We start from the raw sequence: 19,740 nt of genomic DNA, 5'->3' as shown, positions 1-19,740 counted from the left end.
CATGAACAACGCCCGCACACTAACCTGGCACGGTGCGGCGAATCAGATCCATCCCCGGTGTTGCCTTCGGCACCAGTGCCTATCTGATATGGGGTTTGTTTCCCGCGTTCTTCGGTCTGCTCGCGTTCGCGAGCGCGGTGGAGGTGCTCGCGCAGCGGATCCTGTGGACGCTCGCGGTGGTGCTTGCCGTGCTCGTCGTCACCGGACGGCTGCGCGAGATGGCGGGCATCGGCGCGCGGACCTGGCGGTTGGCCGCGCTCGCCTCGGCGGCGATCTCGATCAACTGGGGCGTCTACGTCTACGGCGTCACCTCCGGGCACGTCGTGGAGTGCGCGCTCGGATACTTCGTCAACCCGCTGGTGACCGTCGGCTTCGGGGTGATCATCTTCCGGGAGCGGCTGCGGCGGGCGCAGTGGGCCGCGCTCGGGCTGGGAGCTGCGGCGGTCGCGGTGCTCACCGTCGACTACGGCAGGCCGCCGGTGATCGCTCTCGCCCTTGCCTGCTCGTTCGCGCTGTACGGACTGGTGAAGAAGGTCATCAGGCTCGACGCGCTGCGCGGTATCGCGGCCGAGGGCATCGTCGCCGCGCCGTTCGCGCTCGCGTTCGTCCTCGTGCTGTTGTTCACCGGCCGCAGCGAGTTCACCTCCGGCGCGGGGCACGCCGCGCTGCTGATGTCGACCGGACCGGTCACGCTGGTGCCGCTGCTGCTGTTCGCCATCGCCGCGCAGCGAGTTCCGCTGTCCACCATGGGTTTGCTGCAATATCTCACCCCGGCGCTCCAGATGGCCTGGGGCGTCGCCGTCGTGCACGAACCGATGCCCGCGTCCCGCTGGGCCGGCTTCGGGCTCATCTGGGCCGCGCTGGCGATCTTCACCACCGACGCCCTGCTGCGCGCCCGGCGAGGTCGGCGCGCACCGGCTCCGGTGTCGCCCGCCGAAACGCCCGCACCCTGAGCACGGCGCCATCCCCGGTCCGGCGCGATGGGAAGCGCCCGTATCACCGCTGAACACGCACCGCGACGCCCACGCCGCCATAGGCGGACGTATGCGTGCGGGCCACCACCGCCGCGGCCGAATCGACCGCGGGGACCGGACTTTCGTCGTATCGGCACAGAGAACGCGGCCGACGCTTGTCCGATTCGACAGCGGGCCCGCGCCCGGCGGCCCGGTACATTTGCCGCGATCGACGCGGGACCGGAGGGGTTTTCACGATGCTGGACGACGGGCGACTCGACAGAGCGGCCGGTGTGCTGCTCGGCACCGCGGCGGGCGACGCGCTCGGCGCCGGATACGAGTTCACCCGGCCCGGTCCGGAGCAGGAGATCGACATGATCGGCGGCGGCGCGTTCGACTGGGCGCCCGGCGAATGGACCGACGACACCGCGATGGCGCTGGCCATCGCCCAGGCCGCCGCGGACGGCCCGGGACTCGAAATCGACGCGGTGGCAGCGGGTTTCGTGCGATGGTACGACTCCGACCCCAAAGATATCGGCGTCCAGACCAACCGGGTGCTCGCCGCGCGACCGGCCTCGGCGCGGGCCATGCACCAGCAGGCCATGTCGCTGGACGGGCTGACCGGCGGGAACGGTTCGCTGATGCGCACCGCCCCGATCGCGCTGTGCTACCTGGACGACGCCGCGGAGTGCGTGCGAATGGCGGGCGCGGTCGGCCTGCTCACCCATCACGATCAGCAGGCCGTCGAGGCGTGCAAGATCTGGACCTACGCCGTCCGGCACGCGGTGCTCACCGCGACCTTCGACGGCGTCCGCGAGTACGTCGCCGCCACCGACAGCGCCGACTACTGGAACCGGCTGCTCGATCAGGCCGAAAACGGTGCGCCCGCGCACTTTCCGAACAACGGCTGGGTCGTGCACGCGCTACAGACCGCCTGGTGGGCGATCACCACCGCCGACGCCTCCGGTCCCGAGCACCTCCCGCTGGCGCTCGAACTCTGCGTCCGCGCCGGCGGCGACACCGACACCACCGCCGCCATCGCCGGCGGGCTGCTCGGCGCGCGGTGGGGCGCTTCCGCCGTCCCCGCCCACTGGCGCACCATGCTGCACGGCTACCCCGGCCTGACCGGCGAGGACCTGGTCGCCCTCGCGACCCGCATCGTCAAGGCGAACAGCGCCGCCTGAGCGCGCCAGGGCCGGTCGCTCCTCCGCCAGGTCCACCCCGCTACTCGGCGTCCCCACCTCCGCGAGCCAACTCCGAACAGCCGATCCGGCGCGCACCCACGCGGATGCGCACCGGATCGGCGGGCTCTCAGTAGTTCGTGTTGATCGGTCCCGGACTCCACAGCCCGGAGTGATCCCGCTGGATGATCGCGGGCTCGGCCGGGACGGCGCTGTCATCGATGCGCGTGAACAGCTGGAGATCACCCCAGTCGCGGTCCCAGTCCTCGTTCAGATACGTGGCCAATGACCTCGCGCGCAAGAGCATTCCGGTCCAGCCGAGCGGACCGCCGCTGTCGTGGCTCTGCCACAGGTTGGTGACGGCGGCGCCTGGCCGGTCGGGCAGGATGCGGTAGCCGGGGACCTCCGCGATGCCGTCGCGGTGATCGAACGGCCGCTGGTTGGGGAATTGCAGCCCGACCATCCAGTCCACCAGGGCGGGCGTCGTGCCGACCACTTCGTTCAGCGTCTTGGTCTGCGGCACTCGGGGCGGCGTCACCGCCAGCCACTGCTTCGGATTGCGGTCGCGGTCGACGGCGACCAGACGGATCACGTCGGCCTGCGCCGGAATGCCGGCGAACGGCACCCGCAGGTTGCGCCACGACGGCGCCGGTCCGATGTCGATCGGGACGACCCGGCCCATCGGCTGCGCCGTGGACGCGGAATCCGTTGCACCGTACTCGATCTGCAACGACTGGCCGGGCGTCACCACACCGTCGGCGTCCACCGACCAGATGCGGCCCGCGGCGCTCAGCGCGATGATCCCGGCGCGGTCGCCCGGATCGGGCAGCCGGTACCAGCCGGTGGTCAGTTCGGCCGGACCCGCGTCACCGGAACGGTAGCTACCGAGCACCGGTACCCGGGCCGGATCGAGACCGAAAGGCAATGCGGCGGTGGCTGTTCCGGCTTCGTCGTCCGAGGAGGACTTGGTCGCGAGCGCGTCGGCGATGCTGCCGGTCGAGCTGCTGCCCTCGTCGTCGGCCCGCAGATCCTCGGCCACTCCGCCCGGCGTGAAGCCGGTCGCGTCGCCCGCGAGCGTGCTCTGCGCGTCGCCCGTGAGCGGCGCGAGCATCCCCTCGTTCGGGTCGGTCTCGACCAGGACGTGACCGGCGAGCCCGTACGGCTTCCCCGTCACCGCCTCGATGTTCGACCGCGCCAGCGAGAACGACTTGCCCTGCGCCACCGCCGCTTTGGCGAAGGACCCGATGTCCCACACCACGAGCAGCGCAAGCGCGACGGTCAACGGAGGCAGCAGCGACATCCGCCACCCGAGTCGCGAAACCCGCTGCGGTGTACCGGGTTCCGGCGCGTGCACATGCCACCAGGCGGCCACCGCGAGCAGCACGACCGCGATCAGCCGGAACACATTGTTCAGCATCAGCCCGGCCACCGACGGCGGCTTGTCCCACCACGGCATCCCGTACGCGGAGACGTACCACCAGCCGTTGGGCCCGGAGAACACCAGCGCGAGCAGGAACGCGATCAGCGCGGCGAACAGCGCGCGGTTGCGCGGCGACCGCAGCACCTTGGGGCCGACCGCCATCGCGGTCAGCACCGCCACGCAGCCCGCGACACCGGCGAACACGCCGAAGTGGTGAGTCCACTTGGTCGGCGTGACCATGATCAGCAGCAGGGCGCCCGCCGTTGTGCCGAGGATGCGCCGGGACGGGCCCGCGGCGGTGAGCGGAATGCGTCCGCCCTTGCGCAGCAGCACGGCGACGCACACCACGATGCCGATCAGCATCGCGAGGATGCCGATCCGGCGGCCGACCGACCCGTCGACCTCACCCTGGAAGAGGTACTGGTAGCGCAGATACTCCTGGAACCACGGCACGTCGGGACCGATGTCGTGGTGCACCCGCTGCATCTCGAAGGCCGCGGCCAGCGGCTGGTCGGCGAACGCGATCGCCAGCACGACGACACCGGCCGCGCCGAGCGGAGCCAGCAGTGTCGCGTAGCCGAGCACGCGCTGCCGCACGGTCCCCGAGCCCACCTTGTCCATCACGATCCTGGCGACCGGACGCAGGCCGGACAGCAGCGCGGCGATACAGATGAGGCCGGACGGACCCGCGGTGACGGTGAACGCCGCGATCAGAACCGCTAGCGCGGCGGGCAGCAACCGCCGGGTGGCGATGGCGCGCTCCACCGAACACCAGGTGAGCAGCAAGCCCAGCGCGACGGGCGGTTCCGGCCGCAGGCCGTTGTCGTAGGGCAGCCAGACCGCGAGGAAGCCGAGCGCACCGGTCCACAGCGCGATCTTGTCGTGCCGCACCGCCACGCCCAATCGCGGCACCACCTCGCGGCTCAGCAACAGCCACAGCAGCACACCGCAGGCCAGCGCGGGCAGACGCACCCACGGGCTGGCGGTCGTCACCTCGGTCATGATCCGGATCAGGTCGTAATACGGTGTGCCGATCGGGTTCTCGGGGACGCCGAAGTAGGCGAAGTAGTTGGACATGTAGCCCGCCGCGCCGGACGCGCGCGCCATGCCGAACTGATAGCCGTCGTCGGAGGTGGTGGCGCCGATGAAGTGCCAGAGCACCAGCACGCCGAGCACCACGCCGTCCAGCACCGAGAACGTCCACCAGCGTTGCGGCAACAGGCGGCGGGTTCGCCTGCCGTCCTCGCGGTCGATCCGGTAGAGGGCGACCAGCGCGACGATCGTGGCCAGCACGGCGAGCCAGATGGCGGCCCGCTTGACGGGAGTCGGGCTGGAGGTGAAGCGGGTGTCCAAGGCCGCGGTGACGGTCGCGCCGTCGGCGGCGGCCAGATCGCTGTAGATGCCGACGAGCTGCGGGCGGAAATCACCGTCGAGCGTCACGGGGAAGCCGGGCGCGGTGAATCCCGGCATGGTCGCCGTCGCCCTGGTGGTGTCGGCGTGCACCACCAGCTCGCAACCGGCGGGCAGCTGATCGACCGGGGTGCTGAGCAGCGCTTGGTTGCGCAGGATGACATCGAGCCGGGCGGGCGCGTCGGCGGTGGGCGTGGTCACCCGCGCGAGAAAGCCGTAGCGCTCGCGGTCCGGCGCGCCGTTGGGCGCGGTGGCGGCGAGGGTGCCGCCGTTGACGGCCAGCTGGCCGATCGCCGCGCACGGCAGGGTGGCGTCGAAGGTCGACGGCGCGTAGGCCACCAGCGGCGCCTCCACGCTGCGCGCCGAGCCCGCCTGCGGCCAGGACAGCGTCGCCTCGTCCACCCGGATCGGGAGCAAGGGAACCGCTACCGCGCACAGCGCGCCGACCAACGCCGCGATCAGAGCGACGGGCCGCGCCCATCCCCCGCTCGTATTCCGTTGTGCCGTCCGGGGTCCCGATTCCTCGACGGACGGCTGCCCCGCCCACACCATCGTGTCAGCCACGAGGCCAGATAGTAACGATCGAATCTGAGAGCGAAACCCGACGCCCGCTCCGAGCGCGGGTCTACCGGCGAATCAGGCGGCTGATCTGCGGATTCTCGCCAACGCGTCACTTCGGCGGACCGACTCGGCCGCCGGGAAGCGGGTTGGTCGCGGCCCGGATTCAGGCCCGGGCCGCGACACCGTGAATCAGGCGCAGGCGGTCGACTGCTGGCCGAGCGCGGTCAGCATCTGGCAGGCCCACGCCTTCTGGACCTTCCACTTGCCGTCCTCGGCGACGAACGGCACGTCGGCGATGTTCTCCTGGTTGTTCAGCACGATCTTGGCCTTGGCGTTGATGGTGTCGCCGAAGGCGGTCACCTCGGTCACCACGACGCTCGCCCCGGTCTGCGCGTAAGCCTCGGCCAGCCGGCCGGGCAGCTCGGGATCGGCCTCGGCGCCCTGCACCATCTCCAGCTTCTCCGAGTTGGGCACCGCCGGGTCGAGCGCCTTCTGCAGCTGCGCGTTCAGCTCCGCCACGGTCGGCACCGCGGGCAGGTTCGCCTGAGCGGTGGTTGCCTTGGCGCTGGTCGTCGTCTTGGTCGTCTTGGCGGTGTCACTCGAGTCGTCGCCACCACAGGCGGTCAGGCCCAGGGTGGCAACGATGGCGAGGCCAGCGATCGCGATGCGTCCAGTCGTACGAAGCTTCAACTGCTCGTCCTTTGCGTTCGAGGAGGGGTCCGTGTCGTAACCGCGGCAGCGTCCACCAAGAACCGGCGGCACTGCCCGAGGCATCAGGCTACCGGTCAGTCGAGACTGCCGAGCGGATCCGCCCGGGACAGACTGATGTCGTCGGCGCTGAAGGTACGCGCCGGGCCCGGCCCTGTCGAACTGGTCTCGAAGCGCACGGTGACCACGCCGTGCCCCGCTCCCTGCACCCACCCGTGTCCGTAATCCGGGTGCGCCACATCCATTCCCGGGTACCAGAGGCTCGCGGACGGGCTCGGCTCGGCGGCGGGCGCCGCGGGCTCGCTCGATTCCCATTCGGGATCGAGCGTGTCGTCGGCCGGGCTCTGGTCCAGTTCCGGGAAGAGCGACTCCTGCCGCACCGTGGACAGCCCACCGAAGCCGACGCCGACCAAGCGGATCGGGCCGAGCTCGGCGGGATCGATCGCCGACCGCTGGGCGGCGGTGGTCAGCGTGACCAGGTCGGTGGTGGCGTAAGGCAGCGTGAACGAGCGCGTCACCACGCTCATATCCGACTTCTTCAGTTTCAGCACCACCGTGCGCGCGGCCCGGCCGTCCTTGCCGAGCCTGGCGTGCGCGGCCGCGGCCATGGTCTCGATCGCGGGCCGCAGCTGGGCCAGGGTGACGATGTCGGTCTCGTAGGTGTTCTCGGCGCTGATCTGCTTGGCCTCGGCGCGCTCGGCGACCGGCCGGTCGTCGATGCCCCGGGCCAGCCGGTGCAGCGCGGCCCCGACGCTGCCGCCGAGCAACGACACGGCCTCCGATTCGGGCAGCGCGGCGAAGGCGCCGACCGTCTCGATGCCGAGCGAACGCAACCTGCCCTCGGCGACCGGGCCGATCCCCCACAGCTTGCGCACCGGAAGCCCGGCGAGCAGTGCCTGCTGCTCGTCGGGCGCGACCACCCGGATGCCGTCGGGTTTGGCCAGGCCGGAGGCGATCTTGGCGAGCTGCTTGCCGCTGCCCGCGCCGACCGAGGCGACCAGGCCGGTGCGCTCGCGCACCAGCGCGCGCAGCTCCGCGCAGAATTCGTAGACCCGATCCGCGTCGGCGCCGGCCAGTTCCTCCGGTTCGCCGAACGCCTCGTCGAACGAGAGCGTCTCCAGCACCGGGATGCGGCTGCGCAGCGCCTCGAACACCCGGCCGCTGACCACCCCGTACACCGCGCCGCGCGGCGGCACCACCACGGCGGTGACCCCGACCAGGCGCTTGGCCTGGTGCATCGGCATCGCCGAGCGCGCGCCGAAGACCCGCGCCTCGTAGCTGGCCCCCGCGACGACGCCGCGCCCTCCGGTGCCGCCGACGAGGACCGGACGGCCGCGCAGGGTCGGGCGGGTCAGCTGCTCGACCGAGGCGAAGAACGCGTCCATATCTATGTGCAGCACCCAGCGCCTGGAGGTGCGGCCGACCGCCGCCTTCTCCATCGCCCGATCCGTCCGCACGACCGGAATCTACGCCAACGCACCGACAGGTTCGCCGCCGCGGCGGCTGGGCGTTGCCTGATCGATAGCTGGGGATCTGCGGAGCGCCCCTGCCGCCGCCCGCACCGCGATCCAGCGGCGTTGACCTGGGCCGATACATCGCGCGCCAGGTTTTTCGACACGGCAACGAACGACGGGGATCGCGCCTTGCCCGCCGGTTCGTATGTGATGATCGGACGCATGAAGATCCGTAAGGCAGTCATCCCGGCGGCCGGTATCGGCTCCCGGTTGCTCCCGCTGACCAAGGCCATCCCGAAAGAGATGCTGCCGGTCGGCGACAAGCCGGTCATCGAGCACACCGTCCGCGAGCTGGTCGCCTCCGGCATCACCGACATCACCATCGTGGTCAGCGGCGGAAAGTCGTTGATCCAGGACCACTTCCGCCCCAATCCCGCCCTCGTGGCGCAGTTGCGCGCGGACGGCAAGACCGCCTACGCCGACGCCGTGGAGGAGGTCGGGGAACTGTCCCGCCTCGGCCACATCACCTACCTGGACCAGCACGGCCCCTACGGCAACGGCACCCCGGTGCTCAACGCCGCCCGCAACGCCGGTGACGAGCCGATGCTCGTGCTCTGGCCCGACGACGTGTTCGTGGCCGAGGTGCCGCGCGCACAGCAGCTCATCGACGCCTACGAGGCCACCGCGGCGCCGGTGCTGGCGCTGATGCCGATGAACCCGGCCGAGTCCAAGCGCTACGGCGTCCCGGTCGTCGCCGACGATCAGGGCAACGGCCTGCTGCGTATCACCGGCCTCATGGAGAAGCCCAAGCCCGAGGACGCGCCGTCGGCCTACGCCGCCATCGGTGGCTACGTGGTGACCCCCGGGATCGTCGACGAGCTGCGCAGGCAGACCGCGGCCTGGTACGAGCACCGCACCGGCGAGGTCTACCTCACCGACGCCATCAACGTGCACGCCTCGGACAATCCGGTGTTCGGTCAGGTGATTCGCGGCCGCTGGTACGACACCGGCAATCCGGGCGACTACCTGGTCGCCCAGTTCGCCTCGGCGCTGGCGCATCCGGAGTACGGCCCGCTGCTTCGCGGGCTGGCCACCGACCACCTCGCCTGAACACAACGGTTTACGCGCCGTCAGAACCGGCGGACGGCGTAGATCGTGAACTGCCGGAGCGGTGCGAGGCCGACCGGGACGCCGCGACCGTAGGCGTTGAAGATCTGCCCGAAACCGGCGTAGATGCCGACGTGCGAGCCGTCGTCGTTCAGCACGACGACGTCGCCCGGCGCCATCGCGCGGACCGGCACCGGGACGCCCGCGGTCGCCTGCTGCCAGGTCGTCCTCGGCATATCGACGCCGACCTGCCGGAACGACCACTGGACGAGCCCCGAGCAGTCCCAGCCGTGCGGGCCGGTGCCGCCCCACACGTAGGGCTTGCCGGTCTGAGTCGTGGCGATGGCCAGTGCGGCGAGGCCGCGTGGACTCGGCAGCGGCAACGCCGCCGAACCGCTCGAGCTTCCGGACGCCGAACCGGGGCCGCTGCCCGAGGCGCTGCCGGTGTCGGCCCAGGCGGGTCCGGCGAGCAACAGGGTGACGATCGTGGTGACGACAAGGCCGACGAATAGTCGGCGCAACGGTTTTCCGATCACGAAACGCACCTCTCCTGTCGGTCCGGCGAACAGGCCGCGACTGACGGCCTCGCTGACGCGCGGCGCCGCCCTCGTCATCGGAGGGGAGCCGCAGACCTCCGCGCCCATCCGGCCGCATAACTCGCCGAACAGCGCACATCAGGTAGAACATGCCTCACGAGAATCACTGCGGCACCAGTGATCGATCTGCGTACCAACAGCAACAGGCCCGATTCTGCCGGGCTTTCCGGAAACAGGAGAGGTTTCCAGCAAATCATCAGCGTGTGATCTAGATCACTACCGCTGCGCGTCCTCGACCGCCATCGGGTCGAGTCGGGTCGTCGGGGTGGACGACGACGCCCACCCCGACGACCGGCTCAGGCCTTGGTCACCGCGGCCTTGACACCGCCGACCAGTTCGGCGGCGCCGACACCCGCCGGGCCGAAATCGAGTGCGGTGGCGAGGATTTCACCCGCGATCAGATCCCGGTGGGTCTGCGCCCATGCCAGGCGCTCGGCCGGGACCTCGAGGACCACGGTGATCCGGTCGGAGACGTCCAAGCCGAGCGACTTGCGCGTCTCCTGGAGGTCGCGGATCAGGTCGCGGGCCCAGCCCTCGGCCTCGAGCTCCTCGGTGACCACCGAGTTCAGCACCACCAGACCCGCGTTACCGGGCAGCGCCGCGGTGGATTCGGGCTCGGCGGCGACCAGCCGCTGGCTGTATTCCTCGGGGAGCAGGGTGATTCCGGCGGCGCTGACGACGCCGGCCGCGTCCTCGGACCACTCCCCCGCCTTGACCGCCTTGATCACCGTCTGCACGTCCTTGCCAAGGCGCGGACCCGCGGCACGGGCGTTCACCGCCAGCTCGAAGCGACCGTGCACGGCGACGTCGGTGGTCAGATCGACCTTCTTGACGTTGACCTCGTCGGCGATGATGTCGGCATACGGGCGCAACCGCTCGGCGTCGCCCGCCGCGATGGTCACCTCGGCCAGCGGCAGGCGCACCCGCAGGTTCTTGGCCTTGCGCAGGCTCAGCACCGTCGAGCAGACCGTGCGCACCTCGTCCATGGCGGCGACCAGCTCGGGATCCTCCGGCAGCTCGCCCTCCTTCGGCCAGTCGGCCAGGTGCACCGAGCGATCGCCGGTGAGCCCGCGCCAGATCACCTCGGCGATCAGCGGCAGCAGCGGCGCGGCCAGCCTGGTCACCACCTCGAGCACGGTGTGCAGGGTGTCGACCGCGTCGCGATCCTCCGACCAGAAACGCGAACGCGACCGGCGCACATACCAATTCGTGAGCGCGTCGGCGAACGAGCGCAGCTCCTCGCACGCGCCCGCGATGTCGTAGACCTCCAGCGCGTCGGTCATCACATCGCGGGTTTGCGCCAGCTTCGCCAGGATGTAGCGGTCCAGCACGTGCGGCGAATCGGTGCGCCACACGCCGGGCTTCGAGGCGTACAGCTGCAGGAAGGTCCACGCGTTCCACAGCGGACGCAGCGCGTGGCCGACACCCTCGCGGATGCCGCGCTCGGTGACGATGAGATTGCCGCCGCGCAGGATCGGCGAGCTCATCAGGAACCAGCGCATCGCGTCGGAGCCGTCCCGGTGGAACACCTCGTTCACGTCCGGGTAGTTGCCCTTCGACTTGCTCATCTTCAGCCCGTCGTCACCGAGCACGATGCCGTGCGCAGCAACGGTTTTGAAGGCGGGGCTGTCGAACAGCGCGGTCGAGAGGACGTGCAGGGTGTAGAACCAGCCGCGGGTCTGCCCGTTGTACTCGACGATGAAGTCGCCAGGGAAGTGCCCGTCGAACCAGTCCTTGTTCTCGAACGGGTAGTGCACCTGCGCGTAGGGCATCGAGCCGGACTCGAACCAGCAGTCCAGCACCTCGGGCACCCGGCGCATGGTCGACTTGCCGGTCGGGTCGTCGGGGTTCGGCCGAGTCAGCTCGTCGATCATGGGACGGTGCAGGTCGGTCGGGCGCACGCCGAAGTCGCGCTCGAGCTCGTCCAGCGAGCCGTACACGTCGACGCGAGGGTAGGCCGGATCGTCGGAGACCCACACCGGGATCGGGCTGCCCCAGTAGCGGTTGCGGCTGATGTTCCAGTCGCGCGCGCCCTCCAGCCACTTGCCGAACTGGCCGTCGCGGATGTGCTCGGGCACCCAGGTGATCTGCTTGTTCAGCTCGACCATCCGGTCGCGGAACTTGGTGACCGCGACGAACCAGGACGGCACCGCCATGTAGATCAGCGGCTGCCCGGAGCGCCAGCTGTGCGGGTAGGAGTGCTCGATCGTCTCGTGGCGCAACAGCTTTCCGGCGGCCTTGAGGTCCTTGATGATCACCGGGTTGGCGTCGAAGACCATCAGGCCCTCGTACGGCGGCACCATCGAGGTGAACTTGCCGCCCGGATCCAGCGGCTGCACGATCTCGATGCCGTTGGCCGAGGCGACCTCCATGTCCTCCTCACCGAAGGCGGGAGCCAGGTGCACGATGCCGGTGCCGGAATCGGTGGTCACGTAGTCGGCGGCGAGCGCACGGTGCGCGTTCGGGTGGCCGACGAAGAAGTCGAAGGGCGGGGCGTAGGACAGACCGACCAGCGCCGCGCCGTCGAACTCGCCGAGCACCTGCGGCTCCTCGCCGAACTCCCGCGTGTAGTGCGAGACGCGCTCGGCGGCCAGCAGGTAGCGCTTGCCGTCGGCGGCGCGCAGATGCACGTAGCGCACGTTCGGGTGCACGGCCACGGCCAGGTTGGACGGCAGGGTCCACGGCGTGGTGGTCCAGATGAGCGCGTTGGCGCCGTCGAGCTCGCGCAGCGGATGGTCATCGGGCACGCGCAGCGCCATGTCGACGGTGACGGCCGGGTCCTGACGCATCTTGTAGGCGTCGTCCAGGCGGGTCTCCTGGTTCGACAGCGGCGTCTGCTCGTACCAGCTGTAGGGCAGCACCCGGAAGCCCTGGTAGATCAGGCCCTTGTCGTAGAGCGACTTGAAGGCCCACATGACCGACTCCATGAAGTCGAGATCGAGGGTCTTGTAGTCGTTGTCGAAGTCGACCCAGCGGGCCTGGCGGGTGACGTAGTCGCGCCATTCCCCGGTGTAGCGCAGCACCGAGGATTTGCACGCGGCATTGAATTCCGCCAACCCCATGGCATCGATCTGTGATTTGTCCGTGATACCGAGCTGCTTTTCCGCTTCGATTTCCGCGGGAAGGCCGTGACAGTCCCATCCGAAACGCCGATCGACGCGCTTGCCGCGCATCGTCTGGAAACGTGGGATCAAATCCTTCACATAGCCGGTGAGCAAATGACCATAATGCGGCAGACCGTTGGCAAAGGGCGGGCCGTCGTAGAAGACGAACTCCGCTGCACCCGAACGGTTCTCGATGCCGGCGCGGAAGGTGTCGTCGGCCGCCCATGCGTCGAGCACGCGTTCTTCCAGCTCGGGGAAGCTCGCCCCGGAGCCTGCGCCCAGATCCACGCGGGGGTATGCGCTCTTGCTGTCGTCCGCCATCGCGGATGCGTCTCCTCGTGCCACCGCGCCGCAGGCGCGTATCAGTGGTTGGCACGGGGACGACCCCGGCGCTCGGTGCGCCGAAACCGCGGTACCACCCCGTTTGTCCTGGCCTGCCCCACCGGGGCCGCCGGACCACTCGTTGCGAGCTGTGACGGGCTCACCCGTTCGGTTCTACTGAGCGCCTCGGCGCCGTTCTTCCGAAGGCTCCCCGGTGATGGCCGGATCGACGCCGTTCTGTCTCGATTCTAACCAGCCCGGGCAAACGATATTCCCGCGCCCGGCCTCAGCGTTTGGCGTGCCGCCCCGGCGGCGGTGGCGCGTCGCTCTCCGGCCTGCGCATGGAAAGCGCGCTCGCCAGCAGCAGCACCGCGCCGACGACGCAGACGACGATGCAGCCCCAAGCCCACAGCACCGACCCGGTGGTCAGCGCCGTGACGAGCAGGGCAAAGCCGATCGCGGCCAGGGCGAGTGTCAGAACGAGCATGATGACCCCCTCGGCGTACCTCCGCCTTCGCTACGGCCATGCACGGGCTGTGACACGCGTCGTCCGGCTGGGTCCGCCGGGCATGCCAGGCGATTCGACTTTACCTCTAGAGACGACTCGAACAACTGCTTTCGCGACGGCGCAGGACCGCCGAGGGCGAGATTACTTGCCGCCCTTGGCGAACGACGCGGGCGCGAGGTTGCTCGCGGTGTTCGTGTCGGCGAAGGCCTCGCCGCCGTCCACCGGAACCGCCGAGCCACGGTTCTCCAGCTCCTCGAGCTGCGACTCCAGGTACGACTTCAGCCGCACGCGGTACTCGCGCTCGAAGGTCTTGAGCTGCTCGATCCGGCTCTCCAGCACGCTGCGCTGCTGGGTGATGGTAGCCATGATCTCGGTGTGCTTGCGCTCGGCGTCGGCCTGCAGCGCGTCGGCCTTCTCCTTGGCCTGGCGCAGCTGGTTGTCCGAGCGGGTCTGCGCGTCCGACAGCATCGCGTCAGACTTCTGGCGGGCGTCCGCGATCATCGCCTCGGAACGGGTCCTGGCATCGCCGACCAGTCGCTCGGAGTTCGCCCGCGCGTTGGAGAGCAGGTTCTCCGCCTCGGTCTTCGCGTCGCTGGTCAGCCGGTCCGCCATCTCCTGGGCGAGGCTGAGCACCTTGGCTGCCTGCAGATTCGCGTCGGCGCCGGGGGCATCCTTCGGCGCAGGCGCGGCCGCGGGCATCGGGGCCGGCGGCGGTGCGGGCACCGGGGGTTTGATCGGTTCAGGCGGCGGGGCCTGCTGTACCGGGGCCTTGACGGTGGCGGGGGCCGCCTGCCGATTCTTCTTGGCGTCGGCCAGTTCCGCATCGAGTTCGGCGACCCGCTGGCGCAGGTCGGCGTTCTCCTCGATCAGACGCGAGAGCTCCTGCTCCACGAGATCCAAGAAGGCATCGACTTCATCCTCGTTGTAGCCGCGCTTCCCGATCGGCGGTTTGCTGAACGCGACGTTGTGCACATCGGCTGGGGTCAGCGGCATGGAAGGATCCCTTCACGCGTCTTTTGGAGATCGAGCAGATCTAGCAAGGTATCTTGGCCCATTCTGTCACACCGGAGCTACCGGTTGGCCGAGCCTGCTCACGATCGACATCAGGATGAAGACGATGAATAGCAGGACCATAATCGACAGATCCAGGCGAATTCCCCCCAGGGACACCGGTGGTATCAGCCGTCTCAGTAGTTTCACCGGAGGGTCCGTGATCGTGAAGATCACCTCCAGGATGACGACAACGACACCGGTCGGTCGCCAGTCACGGGCGAAGCTACGAACGAACTCGACGATCACCCGGCTGATCAGCAACAGCCAGAAGATGAACAGTACGAAGTACAGCACCGCGAACAAGGCCACGACTTCACTCTGCCCGAAAATCGGCGTTGCGCAAAATGACCACACCGCCCCGCGCGCGACAAGACCGACGAACCCCCCGGATCAGCCCGCTATTTCTGGTTGTAGAAGCCGGTTTCGGCGATCCTGCGCCGCTCCTCGGCCGATACGTCGACATCGGCCGGTGAGAGCAGGAACACTTTGGTCGCGACCTTGTCGAACGAGCCACGCAGGGCGAACGCCAGTCCGGCCGCGAAGTCGACGAGCCGCTTGGCGTCGGCGTTGCTCAGGTCGACCAGGTCCATGATCACCGGGTTTCCCTCGCGGAAACGCTCGCCGATGATGCGGGCCTCGCTGTAATCGCGCGGGCGCAGCGTCGTGATCTTGGACAAGGGGCCTCCGTCCTCGAAGATCCCCGGCCGGCGAGCGGGCGCGGGCTCGGGGCGCACGCGCTCCTCCAGCCGTCGCTCCTCGGCCTCGGGATCGACGGCGAGCGCACCCCTGGTGGCTCCCCGCAACATGCCTGCGCCGCCGCCCGCACGGAACCGGCCGGACGACGCGGCCGCATCGATACGGGTGGGACGCCGCGGCGACTCGTAGCGATCGTCGCCGTAGGGCTCGTCGGCGTACTCGTCACGGCGCGCCGCCGGGTAGCCGGCCTGGTAGGGCGACTTGTAGGCGGGCTCCGGGTAGTCGACGTCCTCGTCGAACCGGTCCTGGCCGAAACGGTCTGCGCCGTAACGATCTTCGGGGTACCGGTCGGCGCCGTAGCCGCCGCGGTCGGAGTAACTGCGCGGGCGCGCGCCACCGCGCTCGTTCGCGCGCGGGGCGCGATCGTCGACGTAATCGTCTTCGTAATCCTCGAGCGGGACCATCCCGAAGTACGCCTTGAACTTGTGCAGCGTGCTCATAGATTTACCCCTCCCCGTCGCTCGACTCGGTGATGACCACGATGGTGGCTGCGTCGAGTCCATGCTCGCTGCGCTCGCTCATTCTGGTCGACCTTCCTTCGGCCCCGGTGGCGGCCGGGTGTTGAAGTCTTGCTCAGCCCTCGTCTGCCTCAATCTTATGTGTCGAATGTGACTGATGAGGTTTCTTTGCTAGCCCGAGGTTATCGGTCGAGTGCCCATCAGAGCGGTACCGACACGCACAACCGTCGAGCCGTGTTCGATCGCCGATTCCAGATCACCCGACATACCTGCGGAAAGTTCGATCGCGGCGGGGTGACGGGCGAGTAGCCGCGTGTGCAAAGTCGCAAGCCGCGCGAAGGCGCTATGAGGGTCGGCGTCGAGCGGCGGAATCGCCATCAGGCCCCCGAGCTGCAGTCCTTCCGCCGCCGCGACGTGGTCCGCGAGGCGACCAAGATCATCTTCGATGACGCCGCCGCGCTTCGGGTCCTCGTCCAGGCTCACCTGGAGCAACACTCGCAGCGGCTCGGTGCGCTCGCCCGCCTCCAGCGCGGCGAGCGCGCCCCTGTCAAGAGCCGTTGCCAACCGTTCGCTGTCCACCGAGTGCACGGTGTGTGCCCAGCGCGCGACCACTTTCGCCTTGTTGCGCTGCAGTCGGCCGATCATGTGCCAGCGGATATCCGGGCGGTCGCCCAGTTCGGCGACCTTCGCGGTGGCTTCCTGTTCGCGCGATTCGCCGAATTCCCGGCGACCGAGACCGTACAGAATGGCCACGTCGGCGGCCGGGAAGAACTTCGTCACCGGCAGCAGCCGCACCGAGCCCGGCTCGCGTCCCGCCGCCCGGCAGGCGGCGTCGATCCGCTCGAGCAGACCGTCCAGCCGGTCCGCCAGCTCCGCGGTGCGCGCGTCGGCTTGCGCCACAACGGTTTCCGAATCGGCGCGCCAGGTCATCTCGGCCCCTCGATCCAGATCACGCCCGCGATGCGTCCGGTCGGCGCACCGCGACGGTGGCTGAACAGCGTCTTGTCCTCGATGGTGCAGCGCGGATCTTCGGCGACCGCGGCGACTCCGGCCTCGGTGAGCTGCCTGCGGATTCCGGCGCGCAGGTCGAGCCCCGGCGTGCCGCGCACGGTGGTCGTCGCACTGCCCGGCAGGTGCTTCTCCACGTCGTCGCGCATGGCGGCGGGCACCTCGTACTGCCTGCCCGAGGCGGCCGGGCCGAGGAACGCGCCGACCCGGTCGAGCCTGGCGCCCACCGACACCATCGCGTCCAGCACGCGCGGCACGATGCCGATGCGTGCGCCGATGCGGCCCGCGTGCACGGCGGCGATGACGCCCGCCTCGTCGTCGGAGAGCAGGATCGGGACGCAGTCGGCACTGAGCGTGACCAGCGCGAGGTTCGGCACGGTGGTGACGAGAGCGTCGGTCGCGGGCACCGGCTCGGGGCGCGGACCGTCGACGATTTCCACAGCGCGCCCGTGGATCTGCTCCATCCAGACCAGCCGGTCGGGTGTCAGGCCGATGCCCGCGGCGAGGCGCTCGCGGTTGCGGCGGACGGCCGCCGGATCGTCGCCCACGTGGTCGCCGAGGTTGAACGAGTCGTAGGGCGGGGCGGAGAAGCCGCCCGCCCTGGTCGTCGTGACCCGTCGGACGGTGAGTGTGTGGGCAGCAGTCATGCCTACGAGCCTAGTGGCTCCGGACGGCGCCGCGGCGGCTCGCACGGCGGGCGTCGAACCACGCGCTCGGCGAATCCTCGTGTTCGGTCGGGGGATTCGCGTGTGCGGCGCGTCGCGCCAGGGCACGCCGTGCGGCGAACCTCACCCCGCGCGACACTCTCGCGTCTCGCGGCCGTCGTCCCGGTAGGCCGGGACGATCGGGTCAGCGGCGCATGAAGGACGGCACGTCGACGTCGTCATCGTCGTCGCCGCCGTCGGGGGGCTGGATGTGGGAGCGGTTGTTGTGCGAGACCGTCGGCTCGGCGGGCCGGACGCGCTCGGTGTCCCGGTAGCTCGGCACGGCGCCGCGGGTCACGCTGCTCGAGGCGCCCGCGGAAGTGGTGTCGGTGCTGCGCGTGGACGCGGCGATCTCGCTCGGCCTGCTGCTCTGACCGATCTCGCCCGCTCGTCCCGAACCGATCGAGCCCCGGACGGTCGCGGGGTCGAAGGTCCGCCGGGCCGGGCCGCCGCCGTCGAAGCCGGCCGCGATCACGGTGACGCGCACTTCGTCGCCGAGCGAATCGTCGATGACGGTACCGAAGATGATGTTGGCCTCGATGTGCGCGGCCTCCTGCACCAGCGAGGCCGCCTCGTTGATCTCGAACAGACCGAGGTCCGACCCGCCCGCGATGGAGAGCAGCACGCCGTGCGCGCCGTCCATCGATGCCTCGAGCAGCGGCGAATTGATCGCCGCCTCGGCCGCCTTCACCGACCGGCCCTCGCCGCGCGCCGAGCCGATGCCCATGAGCGCGCTGCCCGCGCCGGACATGACGCTCTTGACGTCGGCGAAGTCGACGTTGATCAGACCCGGGGTGGTGATCAGGTCGGTGATGCCCTGAACACCGTTGAGCAGCACTTCGTCGGCGGAGCGGAACGCGTCCATCAGGCTGACCGCGGCGTCGCCGAGCTGCAGGAGCCGGTCGTTCGGGATGACGATGAGGGTGTCGCAGGACTCGCGCAGCAGGTTGATGCCCACCTCGGCCTGGTTGCCGCGGCGCTTGCCCTCGAACGAGAACGGCCGGGTGACCACGCCGATGGTGAGCGCGCCGAGCTTGCGCGCGATGCTCGCGACGACCGGCGCGCCACCGGTGCCGGTGCCGCCGCCCTCGCCCGCGGTGACGAAGACCATGTCGGCGCCCTTGAGCACCTCTTCGATCTCGTCCTTGTGGTCCTCCGCGGCCTTGCGGCCGACCTCCGGGTCGGCGCCCGCGCCGAGACCGCGGGTGAGTTCACGGCCGACGTCGAGCTTGACGTCGGCATCGCTCATCAGCAGCGCCTGCGCGTCGGTGTTGACCGCGATGAACTCGACTCCCTTGAGTCCCTGTTCGATCATCCGGTTGACGGCATTCACGCCGCCGCCGCCGATACCGACGACCTTGATCACCGCAAGGTAGTTGTGCGGGGGCGTCATGGGCTCTCGCCTTCCTTCGATCTAAAGCCTGTCATTTTCGGATTCAGGACATTTCGCTATGGGCCACCCTCGGTTGTTCGCCCGGGACCGTTCACTCCACGATCCGCGGCCCGGGCAAACCCTAAACCTCAACCACAGGGTTAGCGTTATGTCAAGTATCCGACTGGTGCGGAACGCTATTCGCAGCCGCCGCGATACGGGCGCAGGCGCGCCGACACGAGTGACAGAATCTTGTGTGATCCCTCTCGTTCGCCACTCCACACACCGTATGGTTGGACGGTTGCCCCCCGAGCCCCATCCCGGCGACGGCCCTGCGCCTCGCGGCAGAGCGCCCCCGAAAATTCCCTGGGCACAATGGGTGTCGATCACTTTACCGTGACCAGATTCGGGCTCGACACGTCGAACACCATTCCCTCCCGCGTCAACAGCGGCAACACCACGGCCGCCTTGCGTTCGGCATCGTTCGCACCGCCCCAGAGTACCGTGCGCCCGTCGTGCAGATTCAAGGAGATATCCGAAATCGACCGTGCGACAACCTCGCCCACCTGGATATTCAGGGCGGGCGGCAAGACCGCGAGCACCGCGACCGCCGCGCGGGTCACCGGATCGGCGCCGCCGGGTTGTTCGGTGATCAACTTGGGCACGCCGATCGGCGCGGCTTCGATGGCGAATTCGACGCTTTCGGCATCCAGGAGATGCGCGCCTTCCGGACTCTCGAAGAACAACACCGGCGTGCGCTCGACAATGGTCACCTTGACGGTCGACGGATACACCCGCTGCACCCGCGCCGAGCCGACTTTCGGAATACTCGCCACCCGCCGCGCCATGGCGTCGGTATCGATGCGCAGCATCGAGCGGCCCGAAGGAATTTCGAGCCGCTCGCGCACTTGCGCTTCCGGCACCGCGACGAGTCCTTCGATATCGACGGTGCGCACCGAGAGCACCGGCGTGAACCACGAGATCGACAGGACGACAGTAAGCACGCACACGCCCAGCAATCCCCACAGCCGCATCCGGCGCAGTCGCGCCGGACCACCGGGGCGGC

General features: G+C 69.4%; 16 protein-coding genes. 3 read left to right on the top strand and 13 right to left on the bottom strand.

Translation table 11 applies throughout. The features are described from left to right. Window positions 1–32: 32 nt before the first annotated feature. Both rarD and FB390_RS30360 read left to right on the top strand, forming a co-directional pair. Window positions 33–953, top strand: a complete 921-nt coding sequence (rarD, locus tag FB390_RS30365) for an EamA family transporter RarD (protein WP_141812622.1) — start codon at window positions 33–35, stop codon at window positions 951–953. 257 nt (window positions 954–1,210) lie between these two features. Continuing rightward, window positions 1,211–2,137 (top strand): ADP-ribosylglycohydrolase family protein, encoded by a 927-nt coding sequence (locus FB390_RS30360; RefSeq protein ID WP_141812621.1) that lies wholly within the window; start codon window positions 1,211–1,213, stop codon window positions 2,135–2,137. 127 nt (window positions 2,138–2,264) lie between these two features. Here FB390_RS30360 and FB390_RS30355 read toward each other — a convergent pair whose 3' ends face one another. From FB390_RS30355 to FB390_RS30345, 3 genes are all read right to left on the bottom strand, one after another. Then, window positions 2,265–5,528 carry an arabinosyltransferase domain-containing protein gene (locus tag FB390_RS30355; RefSeq protein WP_246124478.1) on the bottom strand — a complete coding sequence of 1,088 codons (3,264 nt, stop codon included), beginning with the start codon at window positions 5,526–5,528 and terminating at the stop codon, window positions 2,265–2,267. Between the two features lie 186 nt (window positions 5,529–5,714). Then, window positions 5,715–6,215 (bottom strand): WKL family lipoprotein, encoded by a 501-nt coding sequence (locus FB390_RS30350; RefSeq protein WP_141812620.1) that lies wholly within the window; start codon window positions 6,213–6,215, stop codon window positions 5,715–5,717. 95 nt (window positions 6,216–6,310) lie between these two features. Continuing rightward, the gene (locus FB390_RS30345; RefSeq protein ID WP_141813188.1) at window positions 6,311–7,672 is read right to left on the bottom strand and encodes a DNA polymerase IV; all 1,362 of its coding nucleotides are present in this window, start codon (window positions 7,670–7,672) and stop codon (window positions 6,311–6,313) included. A 237-nt stretch (window positions 7,673–7,909) separates the two neighbouring features. Between FB390_RS30345 and FB390_RS30340 the strand changes: the two genes are divergently transcribed. Then, window positions 7,910–8,797: a UTP--glucose-1-phosphate uridylyltransferase gene (locus tag FB390_RS30340; protein WP_141812619.1), complete on the top strand. Its 888-nt coding sequence runs from the start codon at window positions 7,910–7,912 to the stop codon at window positions 8,795–8,797. 20 nt (window positions 8,798–8,817) lie between these two features. On the opposite strand, the gene FB390_RS30335 is transcribed toward FB390_RS30340, so the two are convergent. From FB390_RS30335 to FB390_RS30290, 10 genes are all read right to left on the bottom strand, one after another. Further along, window positions 8,818–9,330, bottom strand: coding sequence for an NlpC/P60 family protein (locus FB390_RS30335; protein ID WP_425465930.1), 513 nt, complete (start codon window positions 9,328–9,330; stop codon window positions 8,818–8,820). Window positions 9,331–9,686: 356 nt separating this feature from the next. Beyond that, complete coding sequence (gene ileS / locus FB390_RS30330; protein WP_141812617.1) at window positions 9,687–12,815, bottom strand: isoleucine--tRNA ligase; 3,129 nt, start codon at window positions 12,813–12,815, stop codon at window positions 9,687–9,689. A gap of 286 nt (window positions 12,816–13,101) precedes the next feature. Then, the gene (locus FB390_RS30325) at window positions 13,102–13,302 is read right to left on the bottom strand and encodes a hypothetical protein (RefSeq protein WP_141812616.1); all 201 of its coding nucleotides are present in this window, start codon (window positions 13,300–13,302) and stop codon (window positions 13,102–13,104) included. Window positions 13,303–13,464: 162 nt separating this feature from the next. Further along, window positions 13,465–14,316: a DivIVA-like cell division protein Wag31 gene (wag31, locus tag FB390_RS30320; RefSeq protein WP_141812615.1), complete on the bottom strand. Its 852-nt coding sequence runs from the start codon at window positions 14,314–14,316 to the stop codon at window positions 13,465–13,467. A gap of 66 nt (window positions 14,317–14,382) precedes the next feature. Further along, a complete protein-coding gene (locus FB390_RS30315) occupies window positions 14,383–14,685 on the bottom strand; it encodes a YggT family protein (protein WP_067785731.1) in 303 nt (100 codons plus the stop codon). A gap of 89 nt (window positions 14,686–14,774) precedes the next feature. Continuing rightward, the gene (locus FB390_RS30310; RefSeq protein WP_141812614.1) at window positions 14,775–15,572 is read right to left on the bottom strand and encodes a cell division protein SepF; all 798 of its coding nucleotides are present in this window, start codon (window positions 15,570–15,572) and stop codon (window positions 14,775–14,777) included. A 189-nt stretch (window positions 15,573–15,761) separates the two neighbouring features. After that, window positions 15,762–16,520, bottom strand: a complete 759-nt coding sequence (locus FB390_RS30305; protein ID WP_141812613.1) for a YggS family pyridoxal phosphate-dependent enzyme — start codon at window positions 16,518–16,520, stop codon at window positions 15,762–15,764. Next, on the bottom strand, window positions 16,517–17,245 hold the full coding sequence (pgeF, locus tag FB390_RS30300; RefSeq protein ID WP_141812612.1) for a peptidoglycan editing factor PgeF: 729 nt from the start codon (window positions 17,243–17,245) through the stop codon (window positions 16,517–16,519). Before pgeF ends, FB390_RS30305 begins: the two co-directional genes overlap by 4 nt. A 202-nt stretch (window positions 17,246–17,447) precedes the next feature. Then, window positions 17,448–18,695 carry a cell division protein FtsZ gene (ftsZ, locus tag FB390_RS30295; protein ID WP_141812611.1) on the bottom strand — a complete coding sequence of 416 codons (1,248 nt, stop codon included), beginning with the start codon at window positions 18,693–18,695 and terminating at the stop codon, window positions 17,448–17,450. A 365-nt stretch (window positions 18,696–19,060) separates the two neighbouring features. Then, a complete protein-coding gene (locus FB390_RS30290) occupies window positions 19,061–19,708 on the bottom strand; it encodes a cell division protein FtsQ/DivIB (RefSeq protein ID WP_281292448.1) in 648 nt (215 codons plus the stop codon). Window positions 19,709–19,740 lie beyond the last annotated feature (32 nt).

Origin of the sequence: Nocardia bhagyanarayanae (assembly GCF_006716565.1) — a bacterium.
Taxonomy (GTDB): domain Bacteria; phylum Actinomycetota; class Actinomycetes; order Mycobacteriales; family Mycobacteriaceae; genus Nocardia; species Nocardia bhagyanarayanae.
The sequence above is the reverse complement of the archived record's forward strand: the minus strand, read 5'-3'. Positions and strand labels throughout refer to the sequence as shown.